Annotated in this window: 13 protein-coding genes, 1 tRNA gene and 1 pseudogene; 8 read left to right on the top strand and 7 right to left on the bottom strand. The window is 71.0% G+C overall.

Annotation, left to right across the window (positions count from 1 at the left end; genetic code table 11):
* Positions 1-1,522: 1,522 nt before the first annotated feature.
* The 4 genes and pseudogenes from H180DRAFT_RS02180 (at position 1,523) to H180DRAFT_RS02165 (ending at position 4,618) form a co-directional block, all read left to right on the top strand.
* The gene (locus H180DRAFT_RS02180; protein WP_079099811.1) at positions 1,523-2,701 is read left to right on the top strand and encodes a PLP-dependent cysteine synthase family protein; all 1,179 of its coding nucleotides are present in this window, start codon (positions 1,523-1,525) and stop codon (positions 2,699-2,701) included.
* The gene (locus H180DRAFT_RS02175) at positions 2,698-4,008 is read left to right on the top strand and encodes an MFS transporter (protein WP_055484197.1); all 1,311 of its coding nucleotides are present in this window, start codon (positions 2,698-2,700) and stop codon (positions 4,006-4,008) included. The genes H180DRAFT_RS02180 and H180DRAFT_RS02175 overlap by 4 nt, the downstream gene beginning before the upstream one ends.
* Positions 4,009-4,106: 98 nt before the next feature.
* A pseudogene (locus H180DRAFT_RS30890) lies at positions 4,107-4,406 on the top strand (DsbA family protein); the annotation flags it as partial.
* 136 nt (positions 4,407-4,542) lie between these two features.
* Positions 4,543-4,618, top strand: a tRNA-Arg gene (locus tag H180DRAFT_RS02165).
* 9 nt (positions 4,619-4,627) lie between these two features.
* Here H180DRAFT_RS02165 and H180DRAFT_RS30030 read toward each other — a convergent pair.
* A complete protein-coding gene (locus tag H180DRAFT_RS30030) occupies positions 4,628-4,798 on the bottom strand; it encodes a hypothetical protein (RefSeq protein ID WP_199822464.1) in 171 nt (56 codons plus the stop codon).
* Between the two features lie 410 nt (positions 4,799-5,208).
* Between H180DRAFT_RS30030 and H180DRAFT_RS02155 the strand changes: the two genes are divergently transcribed.
* The 4 genes from H180DRAFT_RS02155 (at position 5,209) to H180DRAFT_RS02140 (ending at position 9,494) form a co-directional block, all read left to right on the top strand.
* Positions 5,209-6,237, top strand: a complete 1,029-nt coding sequence (locus H180DRAFT_RS02155) for a FecCD family ABC transporter permease (RefSeq protein ID WP_055484483.1) — start codon at positions 5,209-5,211, stop codon at positions 6,235-6,237.
* A complete protein-coding gene (locus H180DRAFT_RS02150; RefSeq protein ID WP_079099766.1) occupies positions 6,234-7,334 on the top strand; it encodes a FecCD family ABC transporter permease in 1,101 nt (366 codons plus the stop codon). The genes H180DRAFT_RS02155 and H180DRAFT_RS02150 overlap by 4 nt, the downstream gene beginning before the upstream one ends.
* A gap of 2 nt (positions 7,335-7,336) precedes the next feature.
* On the top strand, positions 7,337-8,182 hold the full coding sequence (locus H180DRAFT_RS02145; protein WP_079099810.1) for an ABC transporter ATP-binding protein: 846 nt from the start codon (positions 7,337-7,339) through the stop codon (positions 8,180-8,182).
* Positions 8,183-8,534: 352 nt separating this feature from the next.
* Positions 8,535-9,494 carry an ABC transporter substrate-binding protein gene (locus H180DRAFT_RS02140; RefSeq protein ID WP_055484194.1) on the top strand — a complete coding sequence of 320 codons (960 nt, stop codon included), beginning with the start codon at positions 8,535-8,537 and terminating at the stop codon, positions 9,492-9,494.
* A gap of 427 nt (positions 9,495-9,921) precedes the next feature.
* On the opposite strand, the gene H180DRAFT_RS02135 is transcribed toward H180DRAFT_RS02140, so the two are convergent.
* Genes H180DRAFT_RS02135 through H180DRAFT_RS02110 form a run of 6 tightly spaced genes read right to left on the bottom strand, consistent with a single transcriptional unit; the run spans position 9,922 to position 19,774 of the window.
* Positions 9,922-11,343 carry a glutamine synthetase family protein gene (locus tag H180DRAFT_RS02135; RefSeq protein WP_055484193.1) on the bottom strand — a complete coding sequence of 474 codons (1,422 nt, stop codon included), beginning with the start codon at positions 11,341-11,343 and terminating at the stop codon, positions 9,922-9,924.
* Positions 11,340-13,178, bottom strand: coding sequence for an IucA/IucC family protein (locus H180DRAFT_RS02130; protein ID WP_055484192.1), 1,839 nt, complete (start codon positions 13,176-13,178; stop codon positions 11,340-11,342). Before H180DRAFT_RS02130 ends, H180DRAFT_RS02135 begins: the two co-directional genes overlap by 4 nt.
* Positions 13,175-14,728 (bottom strand): MFS transporter, encoded by a 1,554-nt coding sequence (locus tag H180DRAFT_RS02125; protein ID WP_055484191.1) that lies wholly within the window; start codon positions 14,726-14,728, stop codon positions 13,175-13,177. The genes H180DRAFT_RS02130 and H180DRAFT_RS02125 overlap by 4 nt, the downstream gene beginning before the upstream one ends.
* Positions 14,725-16,167, bottom strand: a complete 1,443-nt coding sequence (locus H180DRAFT_RS02120) for a lysine N(6)-hydroxylase/L-ornithine N(5)-oxygenase family protein (protein WP_055484190.1) — start codon at positions 16,165-16,167, stop codon at positions 14,725-14,727. Before H180DRAFT_RS02120 ends, H180DRAFT_RS02125 begins: the two co-directional genes overlap by 4 nt.
* Positions 16,164-17,966 carry an IucA/IucC family protein gene (locus tag H180DRAFT_RS02115; RefSeq protein WP_055484189.1) on the bottom strand — a complete coding sequence of 601 codons (1,803 nt, stop codon included), beginning with the start codon at positions 17,964-17,966 and terminating at the stop codon, positions 16,164-16,166. Before H180DRAFT_RS02115 ends, H180DRAFT_RS02120 begins: the two co-directional genes overlap by 4 nt.
* Positions 17,963-19,774 (bottom strand): pyridoxal phosphate-dependent decarboxylase family protein, encoded by a 1,812-nt coding sequence (locus H180DRAFT_RS02110; RefSeq protein ID WP_368073101.1) that lies wholly within the window; start codon positions 19,772-19,774, stop codon positions 17,963-17,965. Before H180DRAFT_RS02110 ends, H180DRAFT_RS02115 begins: the two co-directional genes overlap by 4 nt.
* Positions 19,775-19,874 lie beyond the last annotated feature (100 nt).

Here is a 19,874-nt window from a genome sequence, read left to right as displayed (position 1 = left end):
GGACGTGACGATACATGGATTGATGAATTCAGGAAACTCTGAACTATCCACCATCCGCCCGACGGCCGCGCAGCAATTGCCGTTCAGGGACCCTTGGGCGCGCGAGCGCAGTCCCAGCGGGACCGGAACTCGTCTCGCATCCCGACCGACTACTCCGCAACAAGGCCGGCACGGGCACGACGCTGCGGAGACGGAGAGCGCCAATGAAGGCGGAGAGACAAGTGCCAAAACCCCCAACGGTGGCCGCCAGCACGGGTGTTCGGCGTGATTCCTCCGCAGTGTGGGCAACACGCTATGATCACGGCATGGTCACGGCCCGGTCGCTTTCCGGTGTGCCGCGGCTCCGTTCTTCGTCGGAGTCACGGCACTTGTTGCTGGTGGCCATGCTGCTGTTCGGCCTCGTGTACGCGCACGGGGTCAGCCCGGAGGGCGTCGCCCGGCATCTCACCCCGCCGACCACCATGGCGGCCGCCGCATCCGTCGCTCCGCAAGCTGACGGGGAGACAGAAAGGGTCGTGCGGGACACCCGTACGACGCACGAAAAGGTCACCGGACAGCACGAACACGATGCCTCGCATCCCGTGGAAAGTTGCGTGCCCGGTCAGCCGCAGAAGGGCTCAGGGGTGCACGCCCCCTGCGCCTCCCCGTGGACGGGTGGAGCAACCCACTCCACCCATTCCTTGGATGCGCCTGTCCGAAGCCGGGACGCATCAGATCCCCCGTGGTTGAGAGAGGCCACGGAGTCAGCGGTCCGGCAGATCTAGATTCCCGCAGTTCGCGCGGGGCGTCCGGCCATTGAGGCCTGGACGGCTGCATCGACCGTGCCGTCGTACATACCGGTGCACGGCACTTCCGGTCGGCAGCCGCCGGCCCGATGCACGCCGCCAACGCGGCTCCCCGGTCCTTGGCCATGTATCCCGTCGACTTCCGCCTCCGGGCAGGGAGTTCGGCCGCGCTGCGGAGGCACTGTGCCGTTCCACTCCGACGCTCGCCCCGCCCGTCCTGCTCGGGTCCTGCGTCGTCGCCTTCACGCTCTTCTCCTGAGCGCTCTCTTTCTTGTCACCTTCGACTGCGGAGTCTTACTCCACGGTCCGGAGCACTCCCACCACCCCGTCCATGCGGCCTCCGCCGAGTCAGCAGGCATGACCGACGAGGCAGTCGCTTCGGATTCGCCGTCAACGGTCGACGCATCCTGCTCGATGCTCGGACACGAGGGCGCAGACGAGAGCACAAGCCAAGCCCAGCCGGGCCCGCCGACGCTGAACCTCACGCCCGCGCTTGCGGCGCGGACCGTGGCACTCGCGAAGCGCACTGCCCGACCACCCGTCGGCAGCCCCATCCGAGCTCAGTCCGGCCGTTCCAGAATCACCACCGTGTGCCGATGGCGCATATAGGCCGAGTTCCGCGCAGCCGCACAAGGCGGCTGCCGCATGCCGTCGCCGGAGCAGAGCCATCAGGCCAAGCTTCAACGGCCGGCACGCGAGATGAGCACCAGATGCCCATCATCGAACGAGAGCGGAACATGCAATCCCAGACCACCACTGACATCACACCCCCCGCCCGCTCTGCCCTCTCCGGGCTGGTCGGCAACACCCCAGTCCTCCAGGTCTCCGAACCGCTCGCCTCCGCGGGGCGTGGGTTCTGGGCGAAGCTGGAGGGCTTCAACCCGGGAGGGATCAAGGACCGTCCCGCCCTGCACATGGTCGAGCGCGCCCGGTCGCGCGGCGATCTGCGTCCCGGTGCCAGGATCATCGAATCCACCAGCGGCACCCTCGGCTTGGGACTCGCCCTCGCCGGCATGGTCTACGGACACCCCGTCACGCTGGTCACCGACCCGGGCCTGGAATCCTCCATGACGCGGCTGCTGACCGCCTACGGAGCCCAGGTCGACATCGTCAGCGAGCCGCATCCGACCGGTGGCTGGCAGCAGGCCCGCCGTGACCGCGTGGACCAACTGCGCACCCGGCACCCCGAGTCGTGGTGCCCGGACCAGTACAACAACCCGGACAACATCTCCGCCTACACGCCACTCGCGCTGGAGATGGCCTCCGAGCTGGGCCACATCGACGTCCTGGTGTGCAGCGTGGGTACCGGCGGTCACTCCGCCGGCGTCTCCCGAGTCCTCCAACAGCTCTACCCGGAACTGAAGTTGGTCGGTGTGGACACCATCGGATCGACGATCTTCGGTCAGGCCGCCCGGCCGCGGCTGATGCGCGGGCTGGGCTCCAGCATCTACCCCGGCAACATCGCGTACGAGCGATTCGGCGAAGTGCACTGGGTGGCACCGGCGGAAGCCGTGTGGACGTGCCGTCAACTGGCCAACTCCCACTACGCCACCGGCGGATGGAGCGTCGGTGCGGTTGCCCAGGTCGCCGGCTGGCTGGCCCGTACGCTGCCCGCCGACACCAGGATCGCGGCGATCTTCCCGGACGGGCCGCAGCGCTACCTGGAGACAGTGTTCGACGACGACTACTGCGCCGCCCACGGGCTGCTCGACTCACCACCCGCCCTCGAACCGGAGGTGATCTGCCGCCCCGACGAGAAGGAAGTCACCCGCTGGACCCGGTGCACCACCGTCGTCGACCCCCTGGCCCTCACCGCCACCACCGAGACCTGCGAACCGGTCGGCCCGCCCCCTGAATCAACAACGCAGAAGCCGACAGAAGCGGATCGCTCGCCCCAGCAGGAGGAGAACCGATGAAGGGCGTCATCACACAGACCCGCTCCTACGAGCGCAGCACCCAGCTGTTGATGGTCAACCAGTTCACCATCAACTTCGGCTTCTACATGCTGATGCCGTACCTGGCCTCGCACCTGTCGGGAACGCTCGGCCTCGCCGGCTGGCTCGTCGGACTCGTCCTGGGAATCCGGAACTTCAGCCAGCAGGGCATGTTCCTCGTCGGCGGTACCCTCGCCGACCGGTTCGGCTACAAGCCATTGATCGTCGCAGGCTGTGTACTGCGCACTCTCGGCTTCGCCACCCTGGGCCTGGTCGACACCGTGCCTGCTCTGCTGGCGGCCTCCGCAGCCACAGGACTGGCAGGGGCGCTGTTCAATCCGGCCGTCCGCGCCTATCTCGCCGCGGACGCCGGAGACCGGCGGATCGAAGCCTTCGCCCTGTTCAACATCTACTACCAGGCGGGAATCCTGCTCGGCCCGATGGCGGGCATGCTGCTGACCGGCATCGACTTCCGCGTCACCTGCCTCGTCTCCGCCGCGATCTTCACGTTGCTGAGCATCGTGCAGATCCGCGCCCTGCCGGCCCGCCGGGGCGACGACGCGAAGGACAGCAGCGACGGAAAGCGGGAGGGTGTCCTGGCCCAGTGGCGCAGCATCGTGCGGAACCCGTCGTTCCTGCTCTTCTCCACCGCCATGATCGGCTTCTACGTCATGCAGTTCCAGGTCTACCTTGCCCTGCCGCTGGAAGTACGGCGGCTGGGCGGCCAGGGGACGTTCGGTACCGCTGCGGTGGCGGTGATGTTCGCCGTCTCCGGGCTGAGCACCATCCTCGGCCAGACCAAGCTCACCGCCTGGTGCAAGGCACGCATGGCACCGGGGCAGGCACTCGGCTGCGGCTTGCTGATCATGGGCGTGGCATTCGTCCCCCTCCTGGCGGCCACTGCGGTGCCCGTGCCGGATGGTGGCGTGGGGCTCTGGCTGATTGCTGCGGTCCCGCCGTCGCTGGCTGCGTTGCTGCTGGCCCTGGGCACGATGATCGCCTTCCCCTTCGAGATGGACACCATCGTCCGCCTCTCCGGCGACCGGCTCGTCGCCACCCACTACGGGCTCTACAACACCATCTGCGGCATCGGCATCACGCTCGGGAACCTGCTGACCGGCGCCGCCCTGGACGCGGCGCGCGCAGCCGGCGTCTCCGCCATCCCCTGGATCGCGCTGACCGCACTCGGCGCTACCTGCGCCGCGGCCCTGTACGGGCTGCACCGCTCCGGGCGCCTGGCTGCACCGGCGCCCACGGCCCGGCCCGAGCCCGCGACCACATCTGCCTAGCAGACCGGCTCGGCTGAGGGGGTCTGCCTGACAGACCGGCTCGGCTGAGGGGCGGGCGGCCTTGTCGCCGCCCGCCCCCGGCCAGAGCTGCGGCTTTCGTGGTCAGTACGGAATCGCCGAGTCCTCGCCACCCCGAGAAGCTCGATTCCGACACCACTGCGACGGAGGCGAATGTGGTCCGCGCTTCCAGCCATCGCTTGTCCGAGCCCAACTTGTCCGAGCCCAAGCGGAACTGACCGTGGTGGAGTTCCCGGACTTTGAATGCGAAGCGTGCGGCGCCACCTATCCCCCCTCGAGCGACTGCGCGAGGAGTACGCGACCGCGTCACCTTCGTCGCCCGCTGTTTCCCCATGCCCGGACACCGCAACGGGAAGCTCGCCACGCACACGGCCGAAGCCCTGACCGCCACCCGCTACACTGTGCGCGGCGGCGCAGACTTCGCTGTCCGCGACCGCCGCGGCACTGCCGGAAACCACGCTGGGTTGGTTCGTCCTACTTCGCACCAATTTCAGACACGTTTTCCGACAGATCCCCGCCTCCGTAGCTCAGGGGATAGAGCACCGCTCTCCTAAAGCGGGTGTCGCAGGTTCGAATCCTGCCGGGGGCACCATGTGATGTCTCAGGACATCGGAATGACCCTGAACCCACGATTGGGTTCGGGGTCATTGTCGTTGTGGCCGGGTGGGCGGCCGGTGGGTTGGTAGTCGCGGGTGATGTCGATGGTGAGCTCGCGGAGGAGTTCGCCGGTGGTGGCGTTGACGATGCGGACGTCCAGGTCGTTGATCAGCATGATGACGTGGGTTCCGGCGTGGGTTCGTCCGATGCCGATGTGGCGGAGGCGGCCTGCCACGCGGAGGGTGACGGTGCCGCCTGTGTCGATGCGGTCGTGGCGGACGCGGGTGTGGGTGTCGGTGTCGCGGCTGTGTGCCGGCAGGGCTTTGGGGAGTGTGGAGTAGATCGCTGCGGGAGTGGCGCGGTGGGACAGGGCCCGCCGGGCCGCTGCCGCTCACGGTCCGGGCCCGATGTGCCCGCCGGTTCTCCGCCGGCGCCGGCCGGGGCGTTTCTCCGCCGGGACGAAGTGTCCCTGGCGGCAGGTGTCCTGGGGGGTGGGCCGGTTACGCGCTCTCAGGGCCTGCCCGTACACTTAGGTTCGCCTAAGTTGATGATCGTCCAGATCACCGTCACATCGGAATGGATGCGATGTCCGCTGCCACGATCAGCAGCCCACGAGGTGCTCTGATCAGCCGCCGCATAGGCCTTACGGCTGCGGCCGTCGTCGCCCTGCTGCTCGCGGTGCTGCTCAGTCTCGCCGTCGGTGCGCGTCAGATCGCCCCCACCGAGGTCTTCGACGTCCTGCTGTACGGCGGGACGAGCGACGCCGCCGAGGTCGTACGGTCGATGCGGGTGCCCCGCACCGTCATCGGTCTGCTGGTCGGCGCGGCGCTGGCCCTCGCGGGCACAGTGATGCAGGGCGTCAGCCGGAACCCCATCGCCGACCCCGGCGTGCTCGGCATCAGCCAGGGCGCGGCGGCCGGTGTGGTGCTGGCGATCGCGTTCGGCGGGGTGCACACCCTCAACGGCTATATATGGTTCGCCTTTCTCGGGGCCGGAGTCGCGTCGGTGGCCGTCTACGCCGTCGCCTCCAGCGGGCGCGGGGGCGCGACCCCCGTGAAGCTGGCGCTGGCCGGTGCCGCCGTCAACGCACTGCTCATATCCGTCATTCAGGGGCTGCTGACCACCAAGTCCGCCACCCTGGAGGAGTTCCGCTTCTGGCAGGTGGGCTCAATATCCGGGCGGAACGCCGAAATGGCCGGTCAGATCTGGCCGTTCCTGGTCGTCGGCGCCGTGCTGGCGCTGGCTGCCGCGCGCGGACTGGATGCTCTGGCGCTGGGCGAGGACGTCGCCAAGGGGCTCGGCCAGAAGGTGGGGACCGTACGGATCCTGGGCGGCGTCGCCGCGACGCTGCTCACCGGCGTGGGCGTCTCGGCTGCCGGGCCGATCGCCTTCGTCGGCCTCGCGGTGCCGCACATCACCCGTGCCCTGGTGGGCACCGGCCACCGCTGGGTTCTGCCCTTGTCGGCCCTGCTCGGACCGGTCGTGCTGCTCGTGTCGGACGTCATCGGGCGGATCGTCGTTCCACCGGGCGAGGTGCCGGCGGGCGTGATGACGGCCCTGATCGGTGTGCCGTTCCTCATCGCCATGGCCCGCCGCAAGGCGGTGAGCGCATGACGGCCCCGTCCACCGAGCGCACGGCCGCCGCACCTGCAGGCGCCACGCCTGCGGGCGCCGTCCGCCCCGCCGGGTTCACACTGGTCAGGCGCGGCCGCGGCTCGTTCCTCGTACACCGGCGCGCGGCGGTCGCCGCGAGCGCGTTCGCCGTACTGACGGCCGGGGTCTCGCTCGCGTACCTCTGCCTCGGCGACTCCTATGTCGCACCGGCGGACGTGGTGAACGTGCTCACCGGCAGCCCCGCTTCGGCCGAGTTCATCGTGGAAGAGCTGCGGCTGCCACGGCTGATACTGGGGCTGCTGGTCGGGGCGGCCTTCGGCGTCGGCGGGGCGCTGATCCAGACCGTCGCACGGAACCCGCTCGCCAGCCCCGACATCATCGGCGTCTCCCAGGGCGCCAGTGCCCTGACCATCGGAGCGCTGACCTTCGGGGTCAGCTCGTTCAGCGTTCTGCCCTACTTCTCGGTCGCGGGCGGGGTCGCCGCCGCCTGTCTCGTCTACCTCTTCGCGTGGCGCGGCGGGCTGCATGCGGCGCGGTTCGTGCTGATCGGCATCGGCGTCGCCATCGCGCTGCGGTCCGTCACGCACCTGTTCATCACCAAGGGCGAGTATCTGATCGCCCATCAGTCCCAGGTGTGGCTGACCGGTTCGCTCAACGGGCGTGGCTGGGAAGAGGCCACGCCGCTCGGCTGGACGCTGCTCGCCCTGACACCGTGTCTGCTGTGGGCCGCACGGGCGCAGCGCACCGCCGCCTTCGACGACGACACCGCCAGGGCGCTGGGAGTTCCGCTTCAGCGGACGCGGTTCGGACTGGCGCTGCTGGGCGTCTTCCTCGCGTCGGTGGCGACAGGGGCGGCCGGTCCGGTGGACTTCGTGGCGCTGCTCGCCCCGCAGATCGCCAGGAGGCTGACGCGCACGCCGCAGATCCCGCTGCTGTCTTCCGGGTTGCTCGGCGCGTTCATCGTGGTGGCAGCCGACCTGCCGGCGCGGGTGATGTTCGCACCGGTCGAGGTCCCCGTGGGCGTGCTGACGGCGGCTGTCGGCGCGCCGTATCTGATCTGGCTGATCGTCCGCGGCCGTACTGGAGGAAAAGCGTGACCGTGACCGAGAGCAGGCTCACAGCCCGCGACCTGACGCTGGCCTACGAGGAGCGCACGGTCGTGGCGGACCTCGATCTGGACGTACCGGACGGCCGCGTCACCGTCATCGTCGGCCCGAACGCCTGCGGGAAGTCCACGCTGCTGCGCGCGCTGGGACGGCTGCTGAGACCGCGGAACGGCGCGGTGCTGCTGGACGGCACGGCGATGAGCCGGATGCCCACTCGCACCGTGGCGCAGTCCATCGGGCTGCTGCCGCAGACCCCCGTGGCGCCCGAGGCCATCACGGTCGCGGACCTCGTCTCACGCGGCCGTCAGCCGCATCAACACTGGTGGCAGCAGTGGTCGCAGGAGGACGAGCGCGCGGTCACAGACGCCATGGACCGCACCGATGTGACGGCGCTCGCCGGTCGGCCCGTCGACGAACTGTCGGGCGGCCAGCGGCAGCGCGTATGGATCGCCATGGCACTGGCGCAGGAGACCGATCTGCTGCTGCTCGACGAGCCCACCACCTATCTGGACATATCCCATCAGGTCGAGGTGCTGGACCTGATTCGGCAGCTCAACCGGGAGCGCGGCCGGACGATCGTGGCGGTGCTCCACGACCTCAACCAGGCGGCGCGGTACGCGGATCACCTCGTGGCGATGAAGGAGGGACGGATCGTTGCGCAGGGCAGTCCCTCGCAGAAGGTGACGGCGGATCTGGTGCGCGACGTCTTCGGTCTCGAGTCGGTCGTCGTGCCCGACCCGGTGACCGGCGGGCCGCTGGTCGTGCCCGGTACCCCCGGGCAGCAGGACGACTCGGCCGCCGCCGGCGCCGCCATCGCCGTCTCGGGGGAGTCCGGCTGAGCTCTTCCGGTGACTGGTGGCCGGTGGCCGGTGACTGGTGGCCGGTGGACGGTGGACGGTGGCCGGTGGCCGGTGGACGGCAACTGCCGATGCGTCATGCCGGTCCGGTCCCGGGGCGCAGGACTCTCCCTTGTGTGCTGTCCGGCCGGGGACGGACCACCCGGTGTCCGGCGGTCGGTGCGGGCAGTATCAGCGCCGGCCCGACGGGTGTTTTCTGACGGCCTGTCAGGCTCTCCGCATAAACCGAGTTGTGATCTGGGCGGACTTGTTCCCGGCTTCCACGTAAGGTTAGGTTTACCTAAGTAATCCACCCTCCGCGTTGATCCCCGTCCCCGAGGAAAGGTCCTCATACATGTCCGCCTCCGTCAGTCGTCGCGCTGCGGCCGTCGCAGCCGTCGCAGCCCTCGCCATCACCGCCACCGCGTGCGGATCCGCCGAGGAGGACGCGAAGAAGCCGTCCGCCGACGGCGGGGAGCACGCTGTGAAGACGGCCATGGGCAAGGTGGAAGTCAACGACAAGCCCAAGCGCGTGGTGGTGCTCGACACCGACGCCCTCGACTCGGTGGTCACGCTCGGGATCAAGCCGGTCGGCGCCGTCCTGCCCGAGCCCGGTGCACCGATGTCGTCCTACCTCCCCAAGGACAAGCTCGACGGGGTCAAGAACGTCGGCCTCATCGCCGAGCCCAACCTCGAGGCGATAGCCGGGCTGAAGCCGGACCTGATCCTGAGCAGCAAGGAGCGCGACGAGAAGAACTACAAGGAGCTGTCGAAGATCGCGCCGACCGTCTTCACCGAGACCACCGGCCCGACCTGGCGCAAGAACTTCGAGCTGCACGCCGATGCGCTCGGCAAGAAGGACGAGGGCGAGAAGGCCGCCGCCGACTACGACAAGCACGTGGAGAAGGTGACCGAGACCCTCGGCGGCCCCGAGAAGGCCGGGAAGACCGAAGTTGGCTTCGTCCGGTTCGTCGAGGGCGCGGAGACCCGCCTGTACAAGAACGACACCTTCGTCGGCAGCATCCTCAAGGACCTGAAGGTGGGCCGTCCCGCCAACGTGGACAACACCGGCTTCTCGCTCGACATCAGCCCGGAGAAGATCGACGAGGCCGACGCGGACGTCATCTTCCATTCCACCTACGGCGACCCGAAGAAGGCCAAGGAGACCACCATCACCAAGAGCGGGCTCTGGAAGAAGCTGGACGCGGTGAAGAACAAGAAGGTGTACGGGGTCGACGACGACCTGTGGATGCTCGGCATCGGATACACCGGCGCGGACATGGTCCTGGACGAGATGGAGAAGAAGCTCGGCTGAGGACCGCGGCGAAGCCGCGACCCAGCGATGCGCGACCCGGTGCCGGGCGACGCAGTGACGCCGGAGGCCACGCCACGGAGTTCCGTGGCGTGGCCTCCGGCGTATGCGGTGCGCGGCTCGCGGTGCGCGCGGTGCGCGGGCGCCGACTCCCGCAGCGCCGCCGGGACTTGCGGAGCGCCGGTGCCTCCGGGCAGCCACGGGCTCGGACGCGGTCGCTGCGGGCTTGTTCTCCCCCTCGGCCTTCGGCCTGGGGGGACCCCCACCCTCGGCCTTCGGCCTGGGGGGACCCCCACCCTCGGCCTTCGGTTTGGGGGACCCCCGCCGAGGCCGGAGGCCGTGGGGAGAGAATTCGGCGGTATGGAGAGGGCCGTTGGGACCCGCTGCGCCTCCGGCGCGGGAGGTGCCCCAGGGGGATCCCAGGAACGAGTTACAGGCGCTCAAAGCCGCGTACGCGTTCCCAGTCCGTCACCGCCGACTCGAAGGCGGCCAGCTCCGCGCGGGCGGCCTGCGCGTAGTGGCCGACCACCGCTTCGCCGAAGACCTTCGCCGCGATCTCGCTGTTCTCCCAGCGGTGCAGGGCCTCGGTCAGCGTGCTGGGCAGCCGCGGTACCGACGGGTCGGCCAGCGCGTTGGCGGTGTGCGGCTCCGGGAGCGGCAGCCGGTTCTCGATGCCGTACAGGCCGGCGGCCACCGCGGCGGCCGTGGCCGTGTACGGGTTGGCGTCGCCGCCCGGCACCCGGTGCTCGATGCGCAGCGAATGGCCGGAGCCCACCACACGCACCGGGCAGGTCCGGTTGTCCCGGCCCCAGGTGATGCCTGTGGGCGCGAATCCGCCCGGCTGGAGGCGCTTGTAGGAGTTGACGTTCGGCGCCATCAGCAGCGCGAAGTCGGCGAGACAGGCGAGTTGGCCCGCCACGAAGTGGCGCATCAGCTCGGACATGCCGCCGTCCGCGTCCGGATCGGCCAGCACGGCCGAGTCGTCGGCGCCCCGCAGCGAGAGATGGATGTGGCAGGAATTCCCCTCGCCCTCGTCGAACTTGGGCATGAAGGTGAGCGCGACGCCCTCCTGCGCGGCGATCTCCTTCGCGCCGTTCTTGAAGAAGACATGGTTGTCGCAGGTCGTCATCGCCTCGTCGTAGCGGAAGACGATCTCGTACTGGCCGGGGTGGCACTCGGCACGCGCGGTCTCCATGGAGAGTCCGGCGCGCACCATCTCCCGGCGGATGCGCCGCGCCACCGGCTCGATCTCCGCCAGGCCCTGCAGTGAATAGTCGACGTTGTACGAAGTGGCCGTCTCCAGGCCGTTGTAGCGGCGGTTCCACGCCTCCCGGTAGGACTCGCGGAAGACCAGGAACTCCAGCTCCGTACCGGAGTACGCCCTCAGCCCGTCCGTCGCGAGACGATCCAGCTGGGTTCGCAGCAGCTGACGTGGGGCCACCTCGACCGGCTCGCCACCCGGCCAGACGGCATCGGCCAGGACCAGGGCGGTGCCCTCGTCCCACGGCGGGGTCCGCAGGGTGGCGGGGTCCGGGCGGAGGGAGAAGTCGCCGAAGCCGATGTTCCAGGCGTCGATGGCGTAACCCGGTCCGGTGTCCATCTCGACGTCGGAGGCGAGCAGATAGACGCAGGCACCGAACCCTCCCCCCGACTCGGCCGGGTGGCTCCCCGCTGACTCCGTGGGGTCCTTCGGTGAGGCCGCCTCGTCGAGGAAGTACGGCACGGACAGCCTGGTGCCCTGAAGACGGCCCTGGAGATCCGGAACAGCGACGATCACTTCCTCGACGCGTCCGGCTTCGGCGTCCGCGCGCAGCCGCTCGTACGGTGAGGGGCGGCCCTGTGACGTACTCATATCTGCTCCTGGTGCTCCTGGGCTTCGGTGTTCAGGGGGTTGGCGAGACGGCCGTGAGTGACGTCGAAGCCCTCGTCCTTCTCGGCGCGGTCGTGGAAGCCGCCGCCGAGCAGCTGCTCACGGTTGAGTGCGATCCGGTCGAACTCGGGGGCGAGCAGCCCGAACTCCTCGAAGCGTTCGGCCAGTTCGGGGAAGCGGGCGTGATAGCGCCCGATCTCGGCGCGGACCAGGGCCCAGAACTCCTCCTCCCGTACTCCGAGATGCTCGGCCGCCAGCGGGGCGAAGAACCGGAAGTGCCCCGCGAAGATTGCGCTGAGCAGGGAGTGGGCCAGCTCCCTCGCGGGCCAGCGCAGCAGAAGCGCGTCGGCCCGCTCGGACAGGCCCGCGTACTCGGGGTGGCTGCCGGGCAGCAGGTTGACGTCCTCGGCGAAGTCCTTCACCGCGATGCCGATGGGGACGTCGGCCGAGTCGTAGAGGACGACGGTGTTCTCGCCGTGCGGGCAGTACGCAACGCCGTACCGGTAGAGGCTGTGCAGCAGGCCGGGCAGCAGGGCGCGGAGGAACCGCTCCAGCCATGCGCGCGGCTGAAGTCCGGACCGCTCGACCAGCTCGCCGGCCAGGGCCCGGCCGTCCGAGCCGACCTTGAGCAGCGCGGCCATCGTGCGGGCCTTTTCGCCCTCGCCCAGCAACTCGGCGACGGGCTCGCGCCAGACCGCGCCGAGGAGTTCGTGGTAGCGGTACGGGGCGTCCTTGACGGACTCGTACAGCGGGTGGTGCACGGCCACCCCGGCCACCTCGCCCAGCGGGTGGAAGCGCAGCTCGTCGCGGAGGTACGGGTCGGCGTCCCGTACCGAGTGCAGCCAGGCACTCACGTCCGGCGCGGCCTCGGTCGGCCGGGGAGAAAGGCCGCGCCAGACAAGGGTGTTGCGGATGAACAGCGGCACCTTGACGTTGCGGCGGTGCGGGTGGTCGAGGTTGGCCAGGGTGCGGATGGACTGGAGCGGGCGGTAGCGGTCCGGGCCCTCGCCGAGCAGGACGATCCGGCCGTCGGCGAGATAGGGGGCGAACAGGGGGGCGACAGCCTCGTCCCAGTGGAAGGGGTGCACCGGCAGCCAGCAGAAGTCGTCCGCACAGTGGCCGGTTTCGGCACACGTCTCCCGCAGGCCGGCCGCGAAAGCCTGGCGGGTGTCCCGGTCCAGCTCCTCGGCCAGCAGCGTCCCGGCGTCCAGCCCGGGAACACCGGAGTAGGAGGCGAGGCTGGTGTGCACGGCGGCCCACAGCAGGCGCAGCTCGCCGGCCGCCTCGGGCGCGTACGCGGCCGCGGCGGAGGCGGAGAAGCCCAGCCGGCCCTTGTTGAGTAGCATGCAGGGGTGGCCGTCCTGATGGGCCTCCAGGTCGAGGTGGTCCAGGTCGGCCAGTTCCGCGGCGGGCAGGGCGCGGGCGATGGTCTCGGCCTCGGCCCGCCGGGTGGCGGTGAGTTCGCGCAGCACCTCGGCGGTCGTCGGCCCGTCCCAGCCCAGTGACGGGCGGGCGTCGAGCAGGAGCCGCTCGGGGCCCGGCTCGCCGTCGCCGGCCCCCTCGCCGCCGTCGTCGTCGCCGTGAGCGGGGTGGCGCCGCACGGTGCCGGACACCAGCCGCCAGGTGCCGAAGGTGCCGCGGGCGGCGCGGAACGTCCAGTGGATCCCGTCGGCGAGTTCCAGCCGGTAGGCGTCCGGGGCGCCGGCCGCCGAGTCGGGCTCGGGGACGAGCAGTTCCTCGTATGCGAACTCCTCGATGGCCTTGACGAGCAGCCGTCGGCCGGCCTGCGTCCATGCGTCACGTGTGGTGCGGTTCATCGGCGGTTCTCCTTGGAGTGCGCGGATTGCGGCGCAGAGGGCGCGGATGCCACCAGAACGGATGCGGCCGGCTCGGCAGGCTCGACAGGCTCGCCCTGCTCCGGCTCAGCGGGCTTCCGCATGTCCCCGGCCGCGGTTGCGGTCTTGCTCCGGGTCTCCGGCACTTCGGCGCCCGAGGTGGCCGAAGGCACGCTTTGCGACCGCCGCATGGACAGGACAGCCGCCACGGCCAGTCCGGCGGCGGCGACGGCGAGGGGCAGCGCCAGGTCGTGGGAGACGGCGGCGGTGGCGGCGACGGGAGCGCCCAGCAGACCGGCGGACCTGGCGGTCTCCACGACGGTGAACGCCGGGCCCTTCGTCCCGGCCGCGCGGAACATCCGCAGCTCCACGGCGACTTGGCCGAGGCCGAGGCCGACGCCGAACAGCAGCCGCCCGCCGACCAGTCCGGGCAGGGATCCGGCCATCCAGGTCCACAGCAGCCCGGCCGTACCCACTGCCAGGGACAGCGGCAGCACCCGGTCGCCGAGCAGCTCGTAGCCGCGGTGCACCGCGGGAAGGACTGCCAGCGCGGACACGCTCGGCAGGAAGAACAGCACGGCGCTCTCCATCGAGCCGCTGCCGAGGTCTTGGGCGAACTCGGTGAAGAAGGGCCGCGCCACGTTGACCGAGAAGTCGAACGCGACCCCGATCAGGGCGGCGTAGCCCAGCACCACGATCCAGGAGCGGCGTCCGGCACGGCGGGCGGATGTGTCCCCTGCCCCCTCCGGCGCCGGGACGGGTGCGGGAACGCTGGGAACGGCGTTGGGGGCGGTGGCGGCGTTGGTGACGGCGGCGGCATTGGTGACAGTGACGGCGTTGGGGGCGGATGTGCCAGAGGCTTTCCGGACGCCGTCCGCCGTGCTGCTGCCGTCCGCCGGGACATGCCGCCTGCCCAGGATGCGATAGGTGAACACGGCGAGGACGGCGTCCAGCACCGCGAACGAGGAGATGCCGATGCGCGGTTCCGGCAGGGCGAGCACACCGGCGCCCACCAGCGTGGAGACGACGACCGACAGATGGAAGACGATCACCAGTGAGCAGATGCCGGTCAGCCGTGCCCGTACGCCGCTCTCCGAGTCGTCGCCGTGCTCGGCGATGAACGCCGGATAGGCCAGCAGCAGCGCGCTGTTGGTCGAGACGATGAGGGTCGAGAGCACCACGAACACGGTGTAGCTGGGCGCCATGCCGAGCAGCAGGTCGAGGACGCCGGTGCTGACGAGTCCGGCCAGTACCAGCCTGTGCAGGGGCCAGCGCCGCGCCGCAAGCCCCCACAGCGGGAGGGCGGCGAGGCCGGCGATCCGGCCGACCCAGATGAACAGGCCCGTCGCTCCCGGCTCGTCGATCCCGTAGAGCCGCTCGAAGAGCTGTGGCAGGAACGGGGTCAGGGCGGTCTCGGCGACCAGATGGAGACCGATCACGGACAGCAGGACCGACTTGGCGCTGCGCGCCGACCCCTTCTTCACCGGCTTCATCCGCTTCACCGGGGCGGCGTTCTTCCCGGCGACGCTCATCGACGTATCTCCGCCGGTCCGCTGACGGCCGTGGCGGCGGGCGCGGCTGCCGCGGCCACGGTCCGCTCCGGGACGGACGCCGCGTCCTGCGGTGCGCCGAAGGTGGTGAACGCCTGGCGCGGTGCGACGGGCAGCACGGTGCGTCCGGCGGCGGCATTGAGGATGGCCGCGGCGCGCCAGGCGCCGAGGGTGAGGTCGGGGGCGCTCACACCGTGCGTGTGCATCTCGGCGTTCTGGACGTAGAGCGCGCCCGAGACGCGGGGGTCGAGCGCGACCCGGTAGTCGCCGTCGACCTGGTAGCGGCCCTTGCCGTCCCAGTCGACGAGGCCGTCCAGAGTGTCCAGGAAGTCCGGGCGGCGGGCCGCGTAACCGGTGGCGGAGACGATGGCCGAGGTGCGGAACTCGAACAGCGACTCTTCCTGGCCGTGCCGGCAGGTGAGCACGTAACCGTCTGCGCCGTCGGGCTCGGCCGAGACGATCTCCACACCCGGGTGCAGCGCGGCGCGCGGCTCGCCGCCGCCGATGGTGCGCTCGTAGAGCTCGTCGTGGATCTCGCCCAGGGTCTCCTCGCTGACGCCCTTGTACAGCTGCCACTGCTCCTCGATCAGGCGCTCCCGGGTCGCCTCGGGGAGCGCGCGGAAGTAGCGGATGTAGTCCGGGGTGAAGTGCTCCAGGCCGATCTTGGAGTACTCCATGGGTGCGAACGCGGTGGTACGGGCCAGCCAGCGGACGTACGGGCCGCCCTCGCCGTCGCCGTCCTGGTGGCGCAGCAGGTCGAGCGCGACCTCGGCACCGGACTGGCCCGCGCCGATCACCGTGACGTCGCTCGCCGCCCCGAGCCGGGCGCGGTGGGTGCGGTAGTCCGCGCTGTGCAGCACCCGGCCCGCGTGAGTCTCCGTCAGCAGGGGCCGCAGCGGCTCGGGGACGACTGGGTCGGTGCCCACGCCGAGCACCACCTGGCGGGCCAGCACGCGGGTCTGCTCGCCGGCTGCGGAGCGGTGCACGACGGCGAACGCCTCCGCCGCCTCGTCCCACTCCAGTGCGGTGACGTGGGCGTCGAAGTGGCAGGAGGGCAGCCGCTCGGCGACCCAGCGGCAGTAGTGGTCGTACTCGCGGCGTGGAATGTGGAAGCGCTCGGAGAAGAAGAACTTGAACATCCGCTCGTGGTGGCGGAGGTAGTTGAGATACGACCACGGGCTGGTGGGGTCGGCCATGGTGACCAGGTCGGCGAGGAACGGCACCTGCAGTGTCGTTCCTTCCATCAGCAGCCCGGGGTGCCAGGAGAACGCCGGTTTGGCGTCCAGGAAGAGCGAGCGGAATCCAGGGACCGAGTCGGCCAGGGCGGCCAGCGACAGGTTGAAGGGACCGATGCCGATGCCGACCAGGTCGTAGGGGGCGTCGTGAACGGACGGGTCCGGGGAAGTCGAGGGCGCGGTCACCGCTGTGCCTCCGTGAGGGGGTTGGGAAGGTCGATGTAGACGGACTGGGTGTGGATGTCGCCGACGAGCTCGTCGAGGCCGTCCACACAGGTCAGGTAGTTGCCCTTGCAGCGCAGCGCGGGCGCGTCCAGCAGCAGGTCGAGCAGGCCCTTGGCGGCGGGCTCGGCCCTGCGCAGCGCTTCCAGCTCCCCGCGCAGTACGCGCAGCAGGTCGCCCTCGTCGGCCAGGCCGAGCGCGCCGAACGCGCCGACCAGTCCGAGCAGGTTGTTGATGCCCAGGTAGTAGGCGACCCGCTCGTCGACGAAGGCGTCGTCGAAGACCAGCTGGACGCCGTCGGTCGCGCCCGGCAGCAGCCGCTCGATGTCGGCGGTACGGGACTCGGCCAGGTAGTAGCCCTGGCTGTCCCGGTACCAGCCCGCGCTGGGCAGACCGTCGGCGGCCAGCGCGACAAGGGTGTTCTGGTGGTGCGGCTCCAGAGCGATGCCGTACCGGGCCTGAAGGCGGATCAGGGGCACGGCCAGCACGGCGAGATAGCGCTCCAGCCAGCGCTCCGAAGCTTCGGCGGTGCTCAACTCGTGTGCTCGGGCGGTGCGTTCGACGGCAGCGCACAGCAGGGCGCGGTGGCGCGGCGGGGTGCCGTCGCCCGGGCCGGTGCGCTCGGCCAGCAGACCGGCGACGCAGAGCCCTTCGGCGCGGCCGTTGCCGCCCCGGAAGGGGTTGTCGCGAACGGCGGTCTCCAGGCCCGTCTCGGCTCCCTCGGTCCCGGCCGAGATCCAGGCGAAGTCGCGCAGGATGCCGAACTGAGGGCATTCCGCGCGCAGCCACTCCAGGGGGCCGGCGGCCAGCAGCTGAGCGGCCCGTACTCCGAGGCTCATCTCGCTGCGCAGGTTGTTGCGGCGGGAGTTGGTGATCCGCATGCCGAGCGACAGTTTCAGCATCACCTCGGCGTCCGGTCGCTGCACGGTCCGTACCGAGGACGTCGGGTACCAGGCCGGCCCCGCCGCGCCGAGCGGGCGCAGCAGCCCGTCGTCGACGAGACCGGCGACCTCCGGGCGGGCCAGCACCTCGCGGGCCTGCCAGGGGTGGGCCGGCACCGGCACCATGCCGTCCGGCAGGTCGAGCCCGGCGGCGAGTGGACGCAGCCACTCGGCGGGGGACCGGCCGTCCGCGCTTGCGCCGACGACGACACCGGGGTGTGCGGCGAACCAGTGCAGCGGAAAGGAGCCGCGCAACTCGGGCGAATACGCGTCCAGTTCGGCGTCGGACGCCTCCTCGCGGCTCTTCGGGGCCGGATGGAACGGGTGGCCCAGCAGCAGCGCCTGCTCGCTGTCGAGAAACGTCGCCCGCCCCTGGGCGCCCGTCCCTTCGGCCGCGTCCGCTGCCTCGGCCCGCCGCCGCTCGATGTGGGTGGCGGTGCGCCGCGCGGAGTTCAGCACCCTGGCGGCGGCGTCTGCGCCATGGTGCGGCCGTGCCCCGCGGCCCAGCGTGGTCTCCCGGATCAGCGCCGCCGCCACCAGGGAGGCGTCGGCCGGAAGGAGGCCGCCGTCACCGGCGGCGACCAGACCGGGCTCGCCGAAGCGGTGCCAGCCGGTCGCCGACCGGTACCGCACGGGCACCCGCAGCACCAGCCCGCTGAACGGCAGCTCCAGCACCAGCACTAGACCGGCCTCCGGGACCCGGGTTCCGGTCTCGCGTACGTAGGCACGCAGCAGGGTCTCCATCGCCGCCGCGTCGCCCGCGCGCAGCGCGTCGCTGTCGTCGAGCGGGTCCGGGCCGTGGACGCCGGGGTGCTCGGTCACAGCTCCGCCTCCTCTGCCTGGCCCGCGGCGGCGACCGCATGCAGCAGCCGCTCGACATCGGCGGGTGTGGCGTGCGGGTTGAGCAGGGTGAGCTTGAGCCGGACGCGGCCCGGTCCCTCGCCCGGGAGTTCGGTGCGGCCGACGACCGCCCGTCCCTCGCGCAGCAGCCTGCGGCGCAGCCCGGCGTTCACCCGGTCCGCATGCGACGGGTCGGTGTACTCCGGGTTCTCGGGGTTCTCCGGTACGTAGCGGAAGAGGAACGCCGTCAGTACAGGGTCGGCGTGCAGCTCCAGCCGCGGGTGCGCGCGGACCGCCTCGGCGCCCGAACGCGCCAGCGCATGGCAGCTGTCGACGAGGCGGCCCAGCCCTTCGCGGCCCAGGGTCCGCAGAGTGACGGCGATCTTGAAGGCGTCTGTGCGGCGGGTGGTGCGCAGCGAGAGGCCGAGCAGGCTCGGGTAGCCGGCCTCCTCGTCGTCCTGCGGGTTGAGGTACACGGCCCGGCGGGCCAGCGAGGCGTACGTCTCGGCCTGCCGGACCAGGAAGACCCCCGCCGCGACCGGCTGCCAGCCCAGCTTGTGCCAGTCCAGGGAAACGGAGTCGGCGAGCGCGATACCGGCCATCAGCGGGGCGAGTTCGTCGGACAACAGAGCGCCGCCGCCGTAGGCCGCGTCCACATGCAGCCAGGCACCGTGCTCGGCGGCCAGCTTCGCGCAGGTGCGCAGCGGATCGACGGCACCGGTGTCGGTGGTGCCGGCTGTGGCCACCACGGCCACCGGCACATCGCCGCACGCCGCGCAGTCGCGGAGAGCGGCGGCCAGCGCGTCGGGTTTCATCCGCAGCTGGTGGTCGACCGGGACGGGCGTGACTGCGTCCTCGCCCAGGCCCAGCAGGGCCGCCGAGCGCTGCACCGAGAAGTGGGCGGCCTCGGAGGTGAAGATCCGCGGGCGCCGGGCCCCACCCTGCACGCCCGGCACGCCGCTCAACTCGATCTGACGGCCGGTCTCCCGGCCGAGCACCCGGTCGCGGGCGAGCATCAGGCCCATGAGGTTGGACTCGGTGCCACCGGAAGTGAGCACCCCGGCAGCCTCGGCCGGGTCGTAACCGGCCAACTGCGCCAGCTCCTCCAGCAGCAGGGTCTCCATGGCGGTGGCGGCGGGCGCCTGGTCCCAGGAGTCCTGCGAGGGGTTCAGCGCGGAGACCGCGAGGTCGGCTGCGACGGCCACGGCCAGCGGAGGGCAGTGCAGATGCGCCGCGCAGGACGGGTCGGCCGGGTCGGCGCTGCCGTGTGCCAGCACCTCGGTCAGTCCGTGCAGCGCCTCCTCGCCCTCCGCCTTGGCGAAGGCCAGCGCGACGTCGGTGGCCAGCTCGGCGGGACTCCCCGCGGGCAGCGGCCCGGCGCGGCGCGCCGCGCCCGCACCGAGGGCGTCCAGCACGGAGCGCAGCAGCGGCTCCAGGCTGCGGGGGCCCGCCGGTCCACCGGACAGCGCGGTCCGCGGGGCGCGGGGCTGCATCTGCTCCAACTGATCCAACTCCAACTCCAACTCCGCGGCGCCGTAAAGCGGTTCGGTCCGCTCCACGTCGTCGGCGGGGTCGGGGGCGAGGTGCATGCCGTGCCGCCCCTCACCGCCGTCGCCCTTGGGGACGAGTCCCTCGCCGTGCGGGACTCGACGGGTGCGCAGGCTCGCAACCTTGCCTTGCACGGCTTCCTGCACGGCTTCCTGCTCGATCGGTGCGTCCTGTGCGGCGCACACCTCCAGCGCGGGGCCGGAGCCGTCGCCCGGGCGCAGTTCGCGGATCGTGCCCGTCATGCCCGCACCTCCGCGGGCTGTGCGGGCTGTGCGGGCGTCACCACGGCGATGGCGTCGCCGAGCCGTTCCAGCACCGCTGCGACCTGCTCGTCAGTGATGA

It is taken from the genome of Streptomyces sp. WMMB 322, assembly GCF_900090145.1.
Taxonomy (GTDB): Bacteria; Actinomycetota; Actinomycetes; order Streptomycetales; family Streptomycetaceae; genus Streptomyces.
Note: the sequence above shows the minus strand (reverse complement) of the source record. Positions and strands in the feature narration are given on the sequence as shown.